Origin of the sequence: Sulfitobacter sp. HNIBRBA3233 (assembly GCF_040149665.1) — a bacterium.
Lineage (GTDB): Bacteria > Pseudomonadota > Alphaproteobacteria > Rhodobacterales > Rhodobacteraceae > Sulfitobacter > Sulfitobacter marinivivus.
This window is the reverse complement of the sequence record NZ_JBEFLP010000002.1, coordinates 440,597-456,083: the sequence shown is the minus strand read 5'-3', so window position 1 is coordinate 456,083 and position 15,487 is coordinate 440,597. Positions and strand designations below refer to the sequence as shown.

At 65.5% G+C, this 15,487-nt stretch carries 17 protein-coding genes; 8 read left to right on the top strand and 9 right to left on the bottom strand.

Translation table 11 applies throughout. The features are described from left to right. The first annotated feature begins 2 nt into the window (after positions 1-2). Genes hisD through ABMC89_RS15400 form a run of 7 tightly spaced genes read left to right on the top strand, consistent with a single transcriptional unit; the run spans position 3 to position 5,715 of the window. Entirely contained in the window at positions 3-1,310 is a 1,308-nt protein-coding gene (gene hisD, locus ABMC89_RS15430; RefSeq protein WP_349569511.1) for a histidinol dehydrogenase, read from the top strand. Beyond that, entirely contained in the window at positions 1,303-2,064 is a 762-nt protein-coding gene (locus ABMC89_RS15425) for an SDR family NAD(P)-dependent oxidoreductase (RefSeq protein WP_349569509.1), read from the top strand. Before hisD ends, ABMC89_RS15425 begins: the two co-directional genes overlap by 8 nt. Then, positions 2,061-3,041: an alcohol dehydrogenase catalytic domain-containing protein gene (locus ABMC89_RS15420; protein ID WP_349569506.1), complete on the top strand. Its 981-nt coding sequence runs from the start codon at positions 2,061-2,063 to the stop codon at positions 3,039-3,041. The genes ABMC89_RS15425 and ABMC89_RS15420 overlap by 4 nt, the downstream gene beginning before the upstream one ends. A 26-nt stretch (positions 3,042-3,067) precedes the next feature. Then, a complete protein-coding gene (locus ABMC89_RS15415; protein ID WP_349569504.1) occupies positions 3,068-3,478 on the top strand; it encodes a universal stress protein in 411 nt (136 codons plus the stop codon). 51 nt (positions 3,479-3,529) lie between these two features. Continuing rightward, on the top strand, positions 3,530-4,036 hold the full coding sequence (locus ABMC89_RS15410; RefSeq protein WP_349569501.1) for a sulfopyruvate decarboxylase subunit alpha: 507 nt from the start codon (positions 3,530-3,532) through the stop codon (positions 4,034-4,036). Further along, positions 4,033-4,587, top strand: coding sequence for a sulfopyruvate decarboxylase subunit beta (comE, locus tag ABMC89_RS15405; protein WP_349569499.1), 555 nt, complete (start codon positions 4,033-4,035; stop codon positions 4,585-4,587). The genes ABMC89_RS15410 and comE overlap by 4 nt, the downstream gene beginning before the upstream one ends. 3 nt (positions 4,588-4,590) lie before the next feature. Beyond that, the gene (locus tag ABMC89_RS15400; RefSeq protein ID WP_349569497.1) at positions 4,591-5,715 is read left to right on the top strand and encodes an alpha-hydroxy acid oxidase; all 1,125 of its coding nucleotides are present in this window, start codon (positions 4,591-4,593) and stop codon (positions 5,713-5,715) included. Here the strand turns inward: ABMC89_RS15400 and ABMC89_RS15395 are convergent. From ABMC89_RS15395 to ABMC89_RS15360, 8 genes are all read right to left on the bottom strand, one after another. Further along, on the bottom strand, positions 5,712-6,341 hold the full coding sequence (locus ABMC89_RS15395) for a glutathione S-transferase family protein (protein ID WP_349569495.1): 630 nt from the start codon (positions 6,339-6,341) through the stop codon (positions 5,712-5,714). The genes ABMC89_RS15400 and ABMC89_RS15395 overlap by 4 nt on opposite strands. Before the next feature lie 128 nt (positions 6,342-6,469). Then, on the bottom strand, positions 6,470-7,216 hold the full coding sequence (locus tag ABMC89_RS15390) for a maleate cis-trans isomerase family protein (protein ID WP_349569493.1): 747 nt from the start codon (positions 7,214-7,216) through the stop codon (positions 6,470-6,472). Further along, complete coding sequence (locus tag ABMC89_RS15385; RefSeq protein ID WP_349569717.1) at positions 7,213-8,358, bottom strand: M24 family metallopeptidase; 1,146 nt, start codon at positions 8,356-8,358, stop codon at positions 7,213-7,215. Before ABMC89_RS15385 ends, ABMC89_RS15390 begins: the two co-directional genes overlap by 4 nt. Beyond that, complete coding sequence (locus tag ABMC89_RS15380) at positions 8,358-9,395, bottom strand: pyridoxal-phosphate dependent enzyme (protein ID WP_349569491.1); 1,038 nt, start codon at positions 9,393-9,395, stop codon at positions 8,358-8,360. The genes ABMC89_RS15385 and ABMC89_RS15380 overlap by 1 nt, the downstream gene beginning before the upstream one ends. 131 nt (positions 9,396-9,526) lie before the next feature. Continuing rightward, complete coding sequence (locus ABMC89_RS15375; RefSeq protein ID WP_349569489.1) at positions 9,527-10,105, bottom strand: hypothetical protein; 579 nt, start codon at positions 10,103-10,105, stop codon at positions 9,527-9,529. Continuing rightward, entirely contained in the window at positions 10,102-12,342 is a 2,241-nt protein-coding gene (locus tag ABMC89_RS15370) for a xanthine dehydrogenase family protein molybdopterin-binding subunit (protein WP_349569486.1), read from the bottom strand. The genes ABMC89_RS15375 and ABMC89_RS15370 overlap by 4 nt, the downstream gene beginning before the upstream one ends. 3 nt (positions 12,343-12,345) lie before the next feature. Continuing rightward, positions 12,346-12,804: a (2Fe-2S)-binding protein gene (locus tag ABMC89_RS15365; RefSeq protein ID WP_349569484.1), complete on the bottom strand. Its 459-nt coding sequence runs from the start codon at positions 12,802-12,804 to the stop codon at positions 12,346-12,348. A gap of 22 nt (positions 12,805-12,826) precedes the next feature. Further along, positions 12,827-13,603 (bottom strand): SDR family NAD(P)-dependent oxidoreductase, encoded by a 777-nt coding sequence (locus ABMC89_RS15360; protein ID WP_349569482.1) that lies wholly within the window; start codon positions 13,601-13,603, stop codon positions 12,827-12,829. 112 nt (positions 13,604-13,715) lie between these two features. On the opposite strand from ABMC89_RS15360, the gene ABMC89_RS15355 reads away from it, so the two are divergent. Then, the gene (locus ABMC89_RS15355; protein WP_349569480.1) at positions 13,716-14,264 is read left to right on the top strand and encodes a TetR/AcrR family transcriptional regulator; all 549 of its coding nucleotides are present in this window, start codon (positions 13,716-13,718) and stop codon (positions 14,262-14,264) included. A gap of 77 nt (positions 14,265-14,341) precedes the next feature. On the opposite strand, the gene ABMC89_RS15350 is transcribed toward ABMC89_RS15355, so the two are convergent. Continuing rightward, positions 14,342-15,454 (bottom strand): S-(hydroxymethyl)glutathione dehydrogenase/class III alcohol dehydrogenase, encoded by a 1,113-nt coding sequence (locus ABMC89_RS15350; RefSeq protein WP_349569715.1) that lies wholly within the window; start codon positions 15,452-15,454, stop codon positions 14,342-14,344. Between the last annotated feature and the right edge of the window lie 33 nt (positions 15,455-15,487).

Genomic DNA, 15,487 nt, shown 5'->3' with positions numbered 1-15,487 from the left:
CCATGACACGCGACTACCTGAAAAAAGCGACCCTCACGGCGAAATCGGATGCCACGGAGGTGCATCAGACCGTCAAGACCATCCTCGCCGATATCGAAGCAGGCGGCGACGCCAAGGCGCGCGAATACGCCGAGAAATTCGACCGCTACACCGGTAACATCGTGATGACGCAGGAGGAGATCGACGCGGCCATCGCGCAGGTCCCCGAAAAGCTGAAGGCCGATATCCGCTTTGCCCATGAAAACGTGAAACGCTTTGCTGAACTGCAAAAAGGCACGACAACGAATGTGGAAATGGAGATCACGCCGGGCTTTTTCGCGGGCCAGAAAGTCATCCCTGTGGATGCGGCTGGGTGCTATGTACCCGGCGGGCGCTACAGCCACATCGCCAGCGCGATCATGACGGTCACGACTGCAAAGGTTGCGGGGTGTAAACACATCACCGCCTGTTCGCCGCCCCGCCCCGATGTCGGCGTGGCACCGGCGATCGTCTATGCCGCGCATATCTGTGGCGCGGACAAGATCCTTGCCATGGGTGGGGTACAGGGCGTTGCCGCGATGACATTCGGTCTTTTCGGTCTGCCCAAGGCGAATATCCTCGTCGGTCCCGGCAACCAGTTCGTCGCCGAAGCCAAGCGTATCCTCTTTGGCCGCGTGGGCATCGACATGATCGCGGGGCCCACCGACAGCCTGATCCTCGCCGACAAGACGGCGGACGCCCATATCGTCGCAACCGATCTGGTCAGCCAGGCAGAGCATGGATACAACTCTCCGGTCTGGCTGGTGACCGATGACCGTGCGCTCGCGGAAAAGGTGATGGATCTGGTGCCAGACCTGATCGCGGACCTGCCCGATCTGAACCGCGAGAACGCCTTTGCCGCGTGGCGCGACTATGCCGAAGTGATCCTATGCGCCGACCGCGATGACATGGCCGCCTGTTCGGACGCATACGCACCCGAGCATCTGACCGTGCAGGCCGAGGACCTCGATTGGTGGCTCGAACGCCTGACCTGCTACGGCTCTCTCTTTCTGGGGGAGGAAACAACCGTCTCTTACGGCGACAAGGCCACGGGCACCAACCACGTGCTGCCAACCTCGGGCGCGGCAAGCTATACCGGCGGCCTGAGTGTCCACAAATACATGAAGATCGTCACATGGCAGCGTACCAGCCGCGAAGCCTCGAAAGCGGTTGCCGAAGCCACCGCGCGGATCAGCCGCCTCGAAGGAATGGAGGGCCACGCCCGCGCTGCCGACGTGAGGCTGGCGAAATACTTCCCCGACGAGACATTCGACCTGACCGCCGATGGCTGACCCACGCGCCCTGTTCGATCTGTCGGGAAAGGTGGCCTGCGTCACCGGCGCCAGTTCCGGGCTGGGGCGGCGCGCGGCGCTGGTTCTGGCGGGCGCGGGTGCGCGCGTGGTGGGCGTTGCCCGCAGGCGCGACGCGCTCGACAGCCTTGTCGCAGAGATCCGCCCGAACGGTGCTGCGGTTGATGCGGACGTGGCGGACCGCGGTGCGCTCGGATCGCTGGTCGAACGCGTCTCGGCCCCCTTTGGCCCGCCCGATATCGTGGTCCATGCCGCAGGTGTGAACACCCGCGAGGCAGCCGATGATGTCACCGCCGAAGGCTGGGACAGGACACTCACGCTCAACCTGTCGGCCCCGTTTTTCCTGTCGCAGGCACTGGTGCCGGCGATGAAGGCCAAGGGCTGGGGGCGCATCGTCAATTTCGCATCGCTCCAGACCACGCGCGCCTTTCCGGGTGGCATCGCCTACGGGGCGAGCAAGGGCGGGATTGCCCAGCTGACCCGCGCCATGGCCGAAGCGTGGTCGCCCGCCGGGATCACGGCAAATGCCATCGGCCCCGGTTTCTTCCCGACAGAATTGACTGTTGCTGTCTTCGACGATCCCGACCGCGCGGACCGCAACGCCGCGCAGACCTGCATCGGGCGCAACGGCACGCTTGCCGATATCGACGGGCCGGTGCTGTTTCTATGCTCGGACGCCTCTTCTTATGTCACCGGTCAGGTGCTGATGGTCGACGGGGGGTTCACCGCGAAATGAAGGCGCTGGTTTATGATGGCATCGAGGATCTGGGCTATCGCGAGGTCGATGCCCCCGTCCCCGCGCAGGGTGAACATCTGGTCAGGATCGAGGCCGTGGGCATCTGCGGATCGGACATGCACGCCTATCTTGGCCATGATGCACGGCGCCCCGCGCCCCTGATCCTCGGGCACGAGGCCGCCGGGACCGTCGAAGGCGGGCCGCGCGACGGCGCACGCGTCACGATCAACCCGCTTGTCACCTGCGGCACCTGCCCCGCCTGCGCCTCGGGCCGGGAGAACCTCTGCCCGTCCCGCCAGATCATCTCGATGCCCCCGCGCGAGGGTGCGTTCGCGCAATACGTCTCCATGCCGGAGGTAAACCTCGTGGCGGTTCCGGAGAGTGTCCCGCTGGCCATGGCCGCGCTGGCCGAGCCGCTGGCGGTCAGCTGGCACGCCGCCAAGCTGGGCCTTGCCGCGCTGCATCCCACGATGGAGCGGCGCGCGCTGGTGCTGGGCGGTGGTGCGATCGGTCTGGCCGCCGCACTTGCCCTGCGGGCCATGGGCGTCCCGGACATCACGGTGGCCGAACCCAATGATGCGCGGCGCGCGTTCCTGACGGATTGTTGTGGCGAACGGACCGTCGTGACACCCCAAGGCAGCTATCCGCTGATCCTAGATGCAGTGGGCTTTCAGGCAACGCGGGTCACCGCATCGGCCCTGGCCGAGCCCGGTGGCGTGATCGTCCACGTGGGTCTGGGCGAGGATATGGGAGGCCTCGATATCCGGCGCCTGACGCTTCAGGAGATCACTTTTGTGGGAACCTACACCTACACCGCGCAGGATTTTCGTGATACCGCAGGGGCGATCTTCGACGGCCGCCTCGGACCGCTCGACTGGACCGAGCCGCGCCCGCTGTCGCAGGGGCAAGAGGCATTCCGCGACCTGCGGCAGGGGCGTGTCGCATCCCCCAAGATCATACTGGACCCTTGGGCCTGACACCGCAAAAACAGGAGAGATACCGGATGTATAAAAAGATACTTGTTCCGATGGCGCTCGATCACGGGGTGTCTCCGTTCACGCTGGAGATCGCGCAGCGGCTGGTGGACGACGGCGGCGAGGTGATCGCGCTGCATGTCTACGAGGCCCCGCAGGGATCGGTGACCGCCTATCTCGATCCCGAAGCGGTCAAGGAAGCATTTGCCGCCGCCAAGAACCAGCTGGAGGCGAAGACCAAAGGGATGGACGGTGTCGTGACCGATATCGTCCGCGGCCACACCTACCGCAGCATCATCGACTATTCCGATGCGAACAACATCGACTGTATCGTCATCGGCTCGCATAAACCGGGGTTCAGCGACTACCTGCTGGGCTCTACCGCCGCGCGGGTGGTGCGCCACGCGCCCTGCGCGGTTCACGTCCACCGCACCTCCTGACACCAACCCGCGGCGCGTTCGCGCGCGCCCCTACCGAAAGGCACCAACCGCATGAACATCGACAAGAAGATCACGGAGGATCTTGTTGCCAACGATGTCTCTTTCGTCACCACCGTCCCCTGCAAACAGCTGGCCGGTGTGATCGAGGAGATCGACGCGCACGAGAAGATTTTCCATATCCCCTCCAACAAGGAGGACGAGGGAATGGGCCTGTGCGCGGGCGCGTGGATGGGCGGCAAACGTCCCGCCATCATCATGCAGAACACCGCCATCGGCGTGACGATCAACACGCTGGCGACATTGATCCAGTACTACCGGATGCCCCTGCCGATGCTGATTTCCTATCGCGGGGAATTGCGCGAACCGGTGGCCTGTCAGGTCGAGATGGCGGTCCACACCAAGGCCCTGCTGGCGCAGATGAACATCCCCACCTACCACTTCCACCGCCAGTCGGATGTCGAGGAGTTCGACATGATCCTGAAATACACCTTCATGTGCAACAAACCCGTGGCGATCCTGACCGACGCCAATTTCTGGGGAGGCTATGGCGACCAATGATCCGTTCCGAAATCCTGAAAGAAATCGCCCCGATCCTGCGTGACCAGCTTGTCGTCTGCAACATCGGTATCCCCAGCCAGGAATTGCACGCCATCGACGACCAGCCGACGAATTTCTACATGCTGGGAACGATGGGCCTGTCGTCCTCCATCGGGCTTGGGCTGGCCCTTGCGCAACCCAAGACGGTAATCGCCATCGACGGGGACGGGTCTGTCCTGACCAACCTCGGCACACTGCCCACCATCGGCAACAACGCCCCCGGGAACTACATCCTGATGATCATCGACAACGGCTCTTACGGGTCGACCGGGGATCAGCCGACCTATACCGGCAAGAAAACCGATCTGGCGGGCATGGCACGCGCGGCGGGCTGCGATAACGTGGTCGAGGTGCAGGACAAGGACACCGGCGCGGCCCTGCAGGCGGCCATCGACGGTGGCAAGGCCACGGTAATGGTCGTGAAATGCGACAGCGGCAACGCCAAGATGCCGGTCATCACCATGGACCCCGTGGTCATCAAGGACCGCTTCATGAAAGCGGTGGCAGAGTAGCGGATGGGAGCCGCCGCGCAGATCCACTCGGCAGCGGATGCGCGGCGGCTCGCACGGCGGCGGTTGCCGTGGATGATCTTTGACTACATCGACGGTGCCGCCGGAAGCGAGGGCGGCGCGCGGCGCAACCGCGCAGCCCTCGACGCGATTACCCTACGCCCCCGTATCCTCCGGGACGTCAGCAGTCGCAGCCTTGCCAGCCGTGTTTTGGCACAGCCGACCGAACGCCCTTTCGGGATCGCCCCGATGGGCATGTGCAATCTCAGCGCACCGGGCGCGGATCTGATGCTGGCCCGGCTGGCGGCGGATCACTGCGTGCCGCATTGCGTCTCCACCGTGGCCTCGACACCGATGGAGCGGATCATCGAAGTGGCCGAGGGCCACGCGTGGTTCCAGCTTTATTTCAGCGGCGACGGCAGCGGTACGTTCAAACTGGTCGACCGCGCGCGGGCAGCCGGATACGAGACGCTGATCCTGACAGTCGATGTGCCCGAGGTCGGCCGCCGCCCGCGCGAATTGCGCCACGGCTTCAAGATGCCGTTCCGCATCGGTCCGCGCCAGTTCGTGGATTTCGCCCTGCACCCGCGCTGGTCCATCGCGGCGCTGCTGGCGGGCAAACCGCAGATGGCGAATTTCCGGATGCGGGGCTATGCCTTCGATCGCACCGAAAGCCGCGCACGCGCCACCTGGGAGACGCTGGCGCGATTGCGTGACGCATGGCCCGGCAAGCTGGTCGTGAAAGGTGTGCTGGACGCGCTGGACGCGCTGGCGCTGCGCGACGCGGGCGTTGACGCGGTGCAAGTCTCCAGCCACGGCGCGCGCCAGCTAGAAAGCGCACCTGCCCCCATCGACGTGCTGCCGGAGATCCGCCGCGCGGTCGGCCCCGGATTTCCCCTGTTTTACGACAGCGGCCTGCGGTCGGGCGAGGATGTGCTGAAAGCGTTCCACGCGGGCGCGGATTTCGTGTTTTTCGGACGGATCCTGCAATTCGCGATCGCGGCAGGGGGTGACGCGGGCCTCCGGCAGCTTTGGTCGGTGCTGTCCGAAGAGTTGTCCATCGCCATGGCGCAGACCGGGTTGCGCGATCTTGAACCGCTCGGGACCGGGCGCGAAAACGCGGCGAGCTAGGCCCGCGCGCTGTCCCGTTCGCCGACACGCGCGAACCAGTCGGCAACTGCCTTTTTGTCGGACGGAACGGACATCTTGATCACCCGCGCGAACGACAGGCCGACAAAGGCGGTAATATCCGCCAGCGTGAACCGGTCACCGCAGATGAACTCACGGTCCGCCAACCGCCCGTCCAAAAGGTCGAGAAAGCGCAGCGCGCGGGCATGTCCGCGCTCGGCAAGCTCGGGGATCTGGGCGTAGTTGTCGGGGCCGGGAATGGCGCGGTCTTTCATCGCCGGATGGCTGTTGCGGAACGCCTCGCCCACGGGCAGCAGCCCGTGCAGCTCTGCGATGGCGTTCCACATCAGGACCTCGGCCCGCTCTTCGGGGGTCTGCCCCATCAGCGGCTTGTCTGGAAACATCTCTTCGAGGTAGTGCGCGATCGCGACGTTTTCGGTGATCAGCGTGCCCCCGTCAGTCACCAGCGCGGGCACCGTGCCGAATGGATTGACCTCTAGAAACGCATCGCTCAACTGCTCGCCCTTGGCGATCTCGACTTCGCGGATCTCTATCTCCGCGCCTTTCTCTGCGAGAAACATGCGCGCGCGGCGCGGGTTCGGGGCTGTCTTGCAACTGTAGAGGATCATCTGGACGTCCTGTTGGCTGGATCTGCGGAAACCGGCACTGGCCGAATGGACTGCCATGTTCGCGCAAATGCGCCGGAATGGCGAGGGTGGATGCAGAACGCCCGGCAATCGCTGCGCGCGACCGTGTTTCAGGTGACGGTCTGCCCGCCCCCGCCCGTACGCCCCAGAGTTCCGGGCACGCGGGATCGCGCGCACATGTGCCATGCGAGAACCTGATTGCTCGACAGGCACGGCAGGCCGGTCCGCGCCTCGATCCGGTCGATCACCGGGAGGGTCCGCAGGTTCGTGCACGACAGGAACAGCGCATCGACCCCGCCCGAGCCCACCAGATCGACCGCCGCCGACTCGATCGAGGTTTCGCTGATGCGCACCACGTTGCGTTCGACCGGTTCTTCGAAACTGCCGAAAAGCGGCGTCTCGATCCCGCCCGCAGCAAGGGCTGCGCGCAACTTGTCCGATACCGGCGCGATGTAGGGCGACAGCAGCGCAAGCCGCCGCACCCCCAAGGCAGCACATGCCGCCCGCAAGGCGGTCAACGGATCGGTCACGCGCGCAGTCGCCACACCGGCGCGCACCATGGAGGCGACCGCCTGCGCACCGATTTCACCGGTGGCCGAGGTGCAAGCATACCCTACGGCAGCGTATTGTTCGGCCTGCGGCAAAAGCTGCGCGGCAGCGGTCAACGCTCCCTTCATCTTTCTCAGAGTTTCGGGTGTGACCTCGTCACCGGAAGGAACGCGGCTGACGTAAAAGGGCTGTTCGGCGGGCAGCATGCGGCGCATGTCCATTTCCACGGTTTCATCCACCTGCAGCACCAGCAGACCCAGAGGCGCAGCACCCGATGACGGTGCCGCGTCATAGCGGTAGCGGCTCACAGGCGCACGATCCCGGACCCCGCGCGCGGTGACAGATAGCGCGGCGCCCCTTCGGTGATGGCGATGACTTCTTCGTGCACCATCGTGCGGCCCGCGCCTAGGGCCACGCCCGGCTCGAGCGTGATGACCATGCCGGGCTCCAGCGGTGTATGATCCTGCGGGATCAGCGACAGACCCTCGGTAAGTTGCATGCCCACACCATGCCCCAACCTGCCCGCGTCCGACCCGCCTTGCCCGCCCGTCACCACCGCGTCGAGCGCGTGGTAAAGCTCGGCCGCCGTGGTTCCCGGACGCGCGATGGCAGCGGCTGCATCCGTGGCGTCGATCAGACGCGCGTGCGCCGCTTCGACCGCGCGTGAGGGCGGGCCCACGCTGAAGTTGCGGTCGAAGTCGCTGAAATATCCGTCCCAGACCAACCCGGTATCGAGCATCAGGACATCACCCAGCGCCAGCGGTGCGTCCCGCGCGGGAGAGATCACATCGGCATAGCCGCCCGCATCCGATGCCCCGGCGAGATAGGGAACCCAATCGGCCCCTTCAGACAGGCACAGCCCCTGAAAATCGCGGAAGACTTTCGACAGCGGCACGCCCGCCGCAGCGATCTGCGGGACCCGCGCAAAGGCCCGTCCGGCAATCGCACAGGCCTGCGCGATCTTGTCGATCTCGGCGGCGGATTTGACGGCTCTCAGCCCTGCGACGAGCCCGTGCTCGGGGCCGACCGGTCCGTGCAACCGCGCCTGCAGCGACGCCCAGCTTGCCAGCGGCATCCTCAGGTGGCTTTCCAACCCCATGGGCGTTCCGATCCGGCCCTTGCCAGCGATTTCGTTCAGGGTGTCGGCAAGAAGGCTCACGCCATCGTCGGCGGGTTCGGGCGCGGGCCATGTGCGGATATCGTCGATCCACGTCTGCGCCATGAGGGCGGCACCAATGGCGGGGATCACGGCCACGGGTTTTCCCTGCGCGGGCACGATCAGGAACCACGGCCGCGTCGGGCTTTCCCAGAACCGCGTGAGAAAACCGGTGAAGTAGCGGATGTCGGCTTCGAGCGTCAGCAGGATCGCGGACAGACCGGCGCGGGCCATGGCAGTCTGTGCGCGCGCAAGCCTGCCCTCGTATTCGGCGACATCGAAGCCGCGTTGCATCATGCGGGGCCTTCGCTCAGCACACACAGAACGCGCGACCCGGCATCGATGCCGAGCGCCGCGCGCTGCTCCGGCGACAGCGCCAGCAGCGCGGCGATGCCCGCAGCCCCCGACGGGCTGCTTTGCAAACCGGTCACCATGCACATGCCCGCCCCCGCCTCGCCCTCGGCCTCGGACACCAGCGCGAATGCATCCGCGTCTTCGGCCAGACCCTTGAGCGCGATCAGTGACGGCATCTTGCAATCGAGCCGCCCCATGGAGGACACGGGGCCCTCGCTCTCGACCGCCCTGCCGGCGTCGATCGAGCCGTATAGCGCGGGGGCGGCGTCGGGTTCGACCACGATGATGCGCGGGCCATCTCCCCATGCCTGACGCGCCATCCGCGCGCAGGCACAGGCCAGCCCGCCTACACCGGCCTGCAGGAAGATATGCGTCGGCGCGTCCGGCAGTTGCGCGATGGCCTCGGCCATCAGGACGGTATAGCCTTCCATCAGGCGATGCGGGCGTTCGGTATAGCCGTGCCACGATCCGTCCGACAGCAACGCCCAGCCGTTATCGCGCGCGGCGTCCTCCGCGGCTTTCAGGCTCTCCTCGTAGGTGTCACCGGCGCGGCGGACCTCGGCCCCCTGCGCCGACAGCCGGCTTTCGAACCCTTCGGGGACGGTCTGCGCGATATAGACAACAGAGGATGCGCCAAAGGCCGCGGCGCCTGCGGCGACCGACAGACCGTGATTGCCCGCACTCGCCGTCACATAGGTCCGCCCGCCTGCGTCGCCGCGTTCCTTGTCCACCGCGATGACATAGGCCGCCCCGAGAGCCTTGAAGCTGCCCAATCCCATCCGGCCGCGTTCGTCCTTGATCCAGACGTCTTGAACGCCGGCTTCTGTCGCGATCGCGGCAGAGGTGACCAGCGGCGTTTCGGCGTAGACCGGACAGCGCCGGACCAGCGACAGCGCCGCCTGCGCATCGCCGGAGGGCAGCGGGATTTCATCGAGGCCGGTCAGAGGCGCGGGGCGGGTGATATGCAGGATTTCCATGCCCAAGGAGCGCCTTTGTCGCCGCGCCCGTCAAGACGTTAAGCGGCACATCGCAGGCCGATCACGCCAATGCGCGTGATCTGTGGGCATCGGGCCTTGCCGCCCCTGCGCAGCATGCCACCGGCTGCGGGTCATCCGGGGTCGCAGGGCATGCCCGCAGCACCCCATGCGCGAATGTCCGCGGCAAGCGCCTGCGCGCTGCCCGGAGCCGGTTCGCGCCCGCCGCCCGGCGCAAAACCCCAGTTCACGAAAGCGCTTTCCAGCACATGTTGGGCCAGACCCTCGATGTCGAACCCGTCGTTTCGTTCGGGGTCGCGCAGTTGGGCGCAGACCTCTTCACTGGTCTTGCCGCGCCACGCCAGTTCGACCGGCGGCAATCGCCACGCGTCGTCAATTTGCGGAGCGGCATGGGGCGTATCGTTCGGACCGGCTGCGCTGATGTGGCAGGTGCGGCACGGGATCGTCTCCGCGCCGATCCTGCTGTCACCGGCGACGATGTTCATCGCGTGAAGGCGCCCTTCGCCGTAGCCCAGCGCCTCCCATCCCGGTCTGCCGCTGTCGCCCACGTGGCAGTTCGTGCAGCGCGGATGCGAGACGGTCGCATATATCCGCGACCACGCCGCAATGCCATCGGCGCGCGCCGGGCTGTCGCCGCCCTGTGCGACCGCGCCGACCGGCAGCAGGCACAGCGCGAAAACCATCCCTCTCATGCGAAGGTCACCTCGTGAAAGAAGGGCATCTGGCGCAACCGCTTTCCGGTTGCCGCGAAAATCGCGTTGGCCAGCGCCGGTGCGGCCGGGGGCACGGGCGGCTCGCCCACTCCGCGCACGGTGTCGTTGTTTTCGAGGCCGCGCACCTCGATCACCGGGCACTGGTGCAGGCGCATGCCCTCGGCCATGTGGAAATTATCCTGCTCTGCCCGACCATCGCTATAGGTGATTTCCGAGTTCATCGCGTGCCCCAGCCCCCAGATGACACCACCGGCGACCACATTTTCGAAGTTGACCGGATCAACGACCTGCCCGACCTCGGCTGCGATCCAGACCCGTTCGATCCGGATACCATCCGGTGTATCCCGCACTTCTACCACTTCCGCCGTCGGCACTCCGAAAGAGGTCACAAGTGCGACGCCGCGCCCGACCCCCTGCGACAAGGCTTCGCCCCAGTTCGACATCTCGGCCACCGCTTCGAGAACCGCGCGCGCATCCGGATCGTTCGCAAGGCGCAGCCGTTCGGCCATCGGATCGGCCCCTGCGGCATGGATCAGCTCGTCCAGAAACCCTTCGGCGAAGAAACCTGCGGTAGAGGCACCGACAGAGCGCCACGACGATGTGGGCGCAAGTTCCGGCACCGCGTAGGCGCGCACGCGCAGGTTCGGCACGGCGTAGCGCATGTTCCACGCCCCCGCCGGGATCTGCGTATCCGGCCCCGGAACGGGCGCCCCCAGCCGTTTCGATTGCGACCGTGCCGCCGATACCGTCGCGATATCGAGATCAAGCGCGGTGACCTGCCCGTTCGCATGGGCACCACGGCCCCGCGCTATTCCGATCTGGCGATTGTAGTCCTGCGCGAAATCCTCCTCGCGGCTGAAGGTCAGCTTGATCGGGGTTCCCGGCATCTTCGCGGCCACGTCGACGGCCACATCCACATTGTCGAACTCCAGCCGGTGGCCAAAGCTGCCACCCGCATACTGGTTGTGCAGATGGATCTGGTCCGGCTCCATGCCCAGCCTCGCCGCGACACGCTGCTGCGCGAAACGCGGCAACTGGTGCGACACCCACAGATCGACGCGGTCGCTTTCGACAAGGGCGACCGCGCTCAGCGGTTCAAGCGGTTGGTGCGCCACATAGGGTGCCTTGTACTCGGCTTCGAGGGTTCCTTCGCCTGCCAGCGCGGCCTCCACGTCGCCGTCGTTGCGCCATTCCTTGTCGAGCCTGTCCTCGGTGAAAGACGCGGCGACAGCGGCCCAGTGATCGGCCTGTTCTGCCGGAAACGGTGCGTCTGCCCAGTCGTATTCGATTTCGTCAAGCGCGCGGAAAGCACGCCAGGTGTTGTCTGCCACCACCGCGACACCGTAGGGCAGGCCGATGATCCGCTCGACCCCGCGCATGCCTTCGGCGGCACTTGCGTCAAAGCCCGAGAGGGCCGCGCCCTTGCGCGGGTTCATCCGGACCGAGGCGAATTTCATTCCCTCGATCGCCACGTCGATGCCGTAGATCTGGGTGCCGGTGGATTTCGCAACGATATCGAGCCGCTGCATGTCTTTGCCGATCAGACGCCACTGTGACGGATCGCGCAGCGTAACATCGTCTACCGGTTCAAGGGTGGCGGCCGTGGCAGCCAGCGCCGTGTAGGCCATCCGCGTTCCGTCCGGCAGAACCACTGCCCCCCGGTCGGTGCGCAGCGCATCCGTGGGTATGCCGGTTTCCTCCGACGCGGCGCGCTTGAGCGTTTCGCGCGCCACGGCACCGGCGCGGCGCAGCTTGTCAAAGCTGTCCGGCACCGACGACGAGCCGCCGGTCACCTGCGCACCGAGCACTTTCATCACCGCGCCCATCGTGTCGCGCATCACATTGGGCAGCAGCCCGTCATCGTTGGACCGGAAGGGGACCGCTTCGGCGGCAAGGGCGGTATTGTAATAGGCGGCCGAGGGTCGCCCCATCGTGGTCGTGACCTGATCCAGATCCACGTCCAGCTCCTCGGCGATCAGCGTTGCCTGCATCGAGGCCGCCCCCTGCCCCAGATCGACGTGCGGCGTCACAAGCGTGATGCCTTCGGCGTTGATCTTGACCCACGGGTTGAACACGGCCTCCCCCGCGCCGGCATCCTGCGCCAGCGGGTTCGCGGGGTCGCGCATGACCATATAGGCCCCGAATGCGACGCCACCGGCGATGGCGGCGGAGCCGATCAGGAACGTCCGGCGGGCGATTGTTCTGGCGCGACCCATGGCTCAGGCCTCCTGCAATTTGGTTGCGGCGGTCCTGATCGCGGCGCGGATGCGCGGATAGGTGCCGCACCGGCAGAGATTGCCGCTCATCGCGGCGTCGATCTGATCATCGGTGGGATCGGCGTTGAGGTCCAGAAAGGACGCCGCCTGCATGATCTGGCCCGACTGGCAATAGCCGCATTGCGCGACCTGATGTTCGATCCACGCCTCCTGCACCGCGTGCAGCGCATCGGGGGTGCCCAGACCCTCGATGGTGGTGATCTCGCCGTCGACATCCGCGGCGGCCAGCTGGCACGAGCGCACCGCGATCCCGTCGATATGGACCGTGCAGGCACCGCACTGCGCGATCCCGCAGCCGTATTTGACACCGGTGATCCCCAGCCCGTCGCGCAGGACCCACAGAAGGGGCATATCGTCTTCGACGTCGATGTCGTGGTCGGTTCCGTTGACAGTGAATTTCATTTCGCACCCTTCCGGTCGAAGTTCATTTCTTCTGCATCTTGTGGACCATTTTCAGCACCTGTCTGCGCGGGACAAGAGGAATGATCCAGTTCACCACGATCCCGAGAAGGGTTTCGTTCACGCTCACCAGTGTGCCGCGGCGCATGGCGTCGTAGCCGTGCTTGGCCACCGATTTCGGCGTTGCGCCGCCGCCCTTGACCAGCCCGGTGCCGTGCAGGTCGGCGCGGTCGGCAAAGCCTGTCTCGACATAGCCGGGCGCAAGGACCGTGACGGTGACGCCCTTTGCGCGCAATTCCTGATCGACCGCTTGCGAATAGCTTTGAACGAATGCTTTCGTCGCGAAATACACGGCCTGCAACGGGCCCGGCATGAAGCCCGCGGTCGAGCCCACGTTGAGGATTTTCCCGCCCCCGCGCTGCGCCATCCGCTGGCCGAAATGGTGGGTCAGCGTGACCAGAGCCTTGACGTTGAGATCGATCATCGCCCGCTCCTCATCGAGATCACGGTCGATGTGGCGGCCCTGCCCGCCAAAGCCTGCGTTGTTGATCAGAATGTCGACTTCGAGACCCGCGGCCTCGATCCGCGCGACCAGATCGTCGGCACCGCCTTCGGCGCCGAGGTCGAGGGCGAAGACATGGGTGGCGATCCCGTGGGCGTCGCGCAGCTCCTGCGCCAGCGCGTCAAGCTTGTCCGCGCTGCGCGCGGTCAGGATGACATCGCCCCCCCGCCTTGCGTGGTAGCGGGCGAATTCCGTCCCGATGCCCGACGAGGCGCCGGTGATAAGTGCGGTATTGGGCATTGAGACTTCCCCTCTTGGTGAGATCAACAAGTGTTGACCCAGAAATACGCCCCCGGCGCCCGCAGTGTCAACGATTGTTGACATCTTTTTCGCCTGCGGGTCATAAGAGCCTATGACCAAACCGCTGACCACCCGCGACAAACTGCTGACCGAGGCGCGCCGCCTTCTGTGGGCGCGCGGTTATTCCGCCGTGTCGCTGCGCCAGATCACCACCGCCGCCGGTGTGGATGTGGCCCTCGTCTCGCGGTATTTCGGCAGCAAGCAGGGATTGTTCGAGGCCACGCTCGACGGTGCGTTCGACGTGCCGGAGGTCGCCGACGAGAGCGAACTGCTGGAGATGGTCGTGCATATGTTTGTCAGTGCGCCGCGCGGCGGCGAGATGCCGTCGATGCTGCAACTGATGCTGATGAATGCGCATGATCCCGAAGTCGGAGACCGCGTGCGCGCCGCGCAGATCGCGGGAATGCAGGACAAGTTGACGGCAACACTGGGCGGGGACGCGCGGCGCGCGGCGCTGTTCATGTCCGCCGTGCTGGGGATGAGCGTTGCCGAGAAATCGCTGCACCTGCCCGGCATACCGCCCCATGACACCCCTGAGTACGAGGCGCAGTTGCGGCATCTGCTGTCCTGCGCGCTGGCCTGGCGGCCTGCGGCACGCTGACGACGGCTCATCGGGCGGCGGCGCGCCCTCTTCGCAAGGGCGCGCTCCTCAAGCCGTTCCGGCTTTCCTCGCGGGGATCAGAACTCGACGACGGCGCGGATCGATTTGCCTTCGTGCATCAGATCGAAGCCGTGGTTGATCTCGTCCAATGTGAGTTTGTGGGTGATCATCGGATCGATCTCGATCTTGCCGTCCATGTACCAGTCGACGATCCTGGGCACATCCGTGCGGCCCTTGGCACCGCCAAAGGCCGTGCCGCGCCAGACGCGCCCGGTGACCAGTTGGAAGGGACGTGTGGAAATCTCGGCCCCCGCCGGGGCGACGCCGATGATGATCGATTCACCCCAGCCCTTGTGGGCGCATTCCAGCGCGTCGCGCATGACCTTGGTATTGCCCGTCGCGTCAAAGGAATAATCCGCACCGCCCTTGGTCAGTTCGACCAGATGCGACACGATATCACCGTCGATTTTCGTGGGGTTGACGAAATCGGTCATGCCGAAATGCCTGCCCATCTCTTCCTTGTCGTCGTTCAGATCCACACCGACAATCTGGTCCGCGCCGGCCAGCTTGAGGCCCTGAATGACGTTCAGGCCGATACCCCCCAGCCCGAAGACCACACAGCGCGCGCCGATCTCGACCTTGGCGGTATTGATCACCGCGCCGATCCCTGTGGTCACGCCGCAGCCGATGTAGCAGATCTTGTCGAAGGGCGCGTCCTTGCGCACCTTGGCCAGCGCGATTTCCGGCACCACGGTGTGGTTGGCGAAGGTCGAGCAGCCCATGTAGTGGTGGATCGGCGTCCCGTCGAGCATGGAAAACCGGGTGGTCCCATCGGGCAGAAGCCCTTTACCCTGCGTGACACGGATCTTCTGGCACAGGTTGGTCTTGCCGCTGAGGCAATATTCGCATTCGCGGCATTCGGGCGTGTAGAGCGGGATCACATGATCGCCGGGCTCAAGCGTTGTCACCCCTTCGCCGACTTCCAGCACAATGCCTGCGCCTTCGTGGCCGAGGATCGCGGGAAAGATGCCTTCGGGGTCATCGCCGGAGCGGGTGAATTCGTCCGTGTGGCACAGGCCGGTCGCCTTGATCTCGACCAGCACTTCGCCCTTCTTCGGGCCTTCGAGGTTCACTTCCATGATCTCAAGGGGTTTGCCGGCTTCAACGGCGACGGCGGCGCGGGTCTTCATCATGAGAAATTCTCCTGTTGCGTTTCCGTCGCA

Excerpts from the sequence above, each read along its gene's own strand:
- ABMC89_RS15365 (WP_349569484.1), bottom strand. The coding sequence starts at position 12,804 with ATGAAATTCACTGTCAACGGAACCGACCACGACATCGACGTCGAAGAC.
- ABMC89_RS15360 (WP_349569482.1), bottom strand. The coding sequence starts at position 13,603 with ATGCCCAATACCGCACTTATCACCGGCGCCTCGTCGGGCATCGGGACG.
- ABMC89_RS15355 (WP_349569480.1), top strand. The coding sequence starts at position 13,716 with ATGACCAAACCGCTGACCACCCGCGACAAACTGCTGACCGAGGCGCGC.
- ABMC89_RS15400 (WP_349569497.1), top strand. The coding sequence starts at position 4,591 with ATGGGAGCCGCCGCGCAGATCCACTCGGCAGCGGATGCGCGGCGGCTC.
- ABMC89_RS15415 (WP_349569504.1), top strand. The coding sequence starts at position 3,068 with ATGTATAAAAAGATACTTGTTCCGATGGCGCTCGATCACGGGGTGTCT.
- ABMC89_RS15380 (WP_349569491.1), bottom strand. The coding sequence starts at position 9,395 with ATGGAAATCCTGCATATCACCCGCCCCGCGCCTCTGACCGGCCTCGAT.
- ABMC89_RS15395 (WP_349569495.1), bottom strand. The coding sequence starts at position 6,341 with ATGATCCTCTACAGTTGCAAGACAGCCCCGAACCCGCGCCGCGCGCGC.
- ABMC89_RS15385 (WP_349569717.1), bottom strand. The coding sequence starts at position 8,358 with ATGCAACGCGGCTTCGATGTCGCCGAATACGAGGGCAGGCTTGCGCGC.
- ABMC89_RS15370 (WP_349569486.1), bottom strand. The coding sequence starts at position 12,342 with ATGGGTCGCGCCAGAACAATCGCCCGCCGGACGTTCCTGATCGGCTCC.
- hisD (WP_349569511.1), top strand. The coding sequence starts at position 3 with ATGACACGCGACTACCTGAAAAAAGCGACCCTCACGGCGAAATCGGAT.
- ABMC89_RS15350 (WP_349569715.1), bottom strand. The coding sequence starts at position 15,454 with ATGAAGACCCGCGCCGCCGTCGCCGTTGAAGCCGGCAAACCCCTTGAG.
- ABMC89_RS15425 (WP_349569509.1), top strand. The coding sequence starts at position 1,303 with ATGGCTGACCCACGCGCCCTGTTCGATCTGTCGGGAAAGGTGGCCTGC.
- ABMC89_RS15420 (WP_349569506.1), top strand. The coding sequence starts at position 2,061 with ATGAAGGCGCTGGTTTATGATGGCATCGAGGATCTGGGCTATCGCGAG.
- comE (WP_349569499.1), top strand. The coding sequence starts at position 4,033 with ATGATCCGTTCCGAAATCCTGAAAGAAATCGCCCCGATCCTGCGTGAC.
- ABMC89_RS15410 (WP_349569501.1), top strand. The coding sequence starts at position 3,530 with ATGAACATCGACAAGAAGATCACGGAGGATCTTGTTGCCAACGATGTC.
- ABMC89_RS15375 (WP_349569489.1), bottom strand. The coding sequence starts at position 10,105 with ATGAGAGGGATGGTTTTCGCGCTGTGCCTGCTGCCGGTCGGCGCGGTC.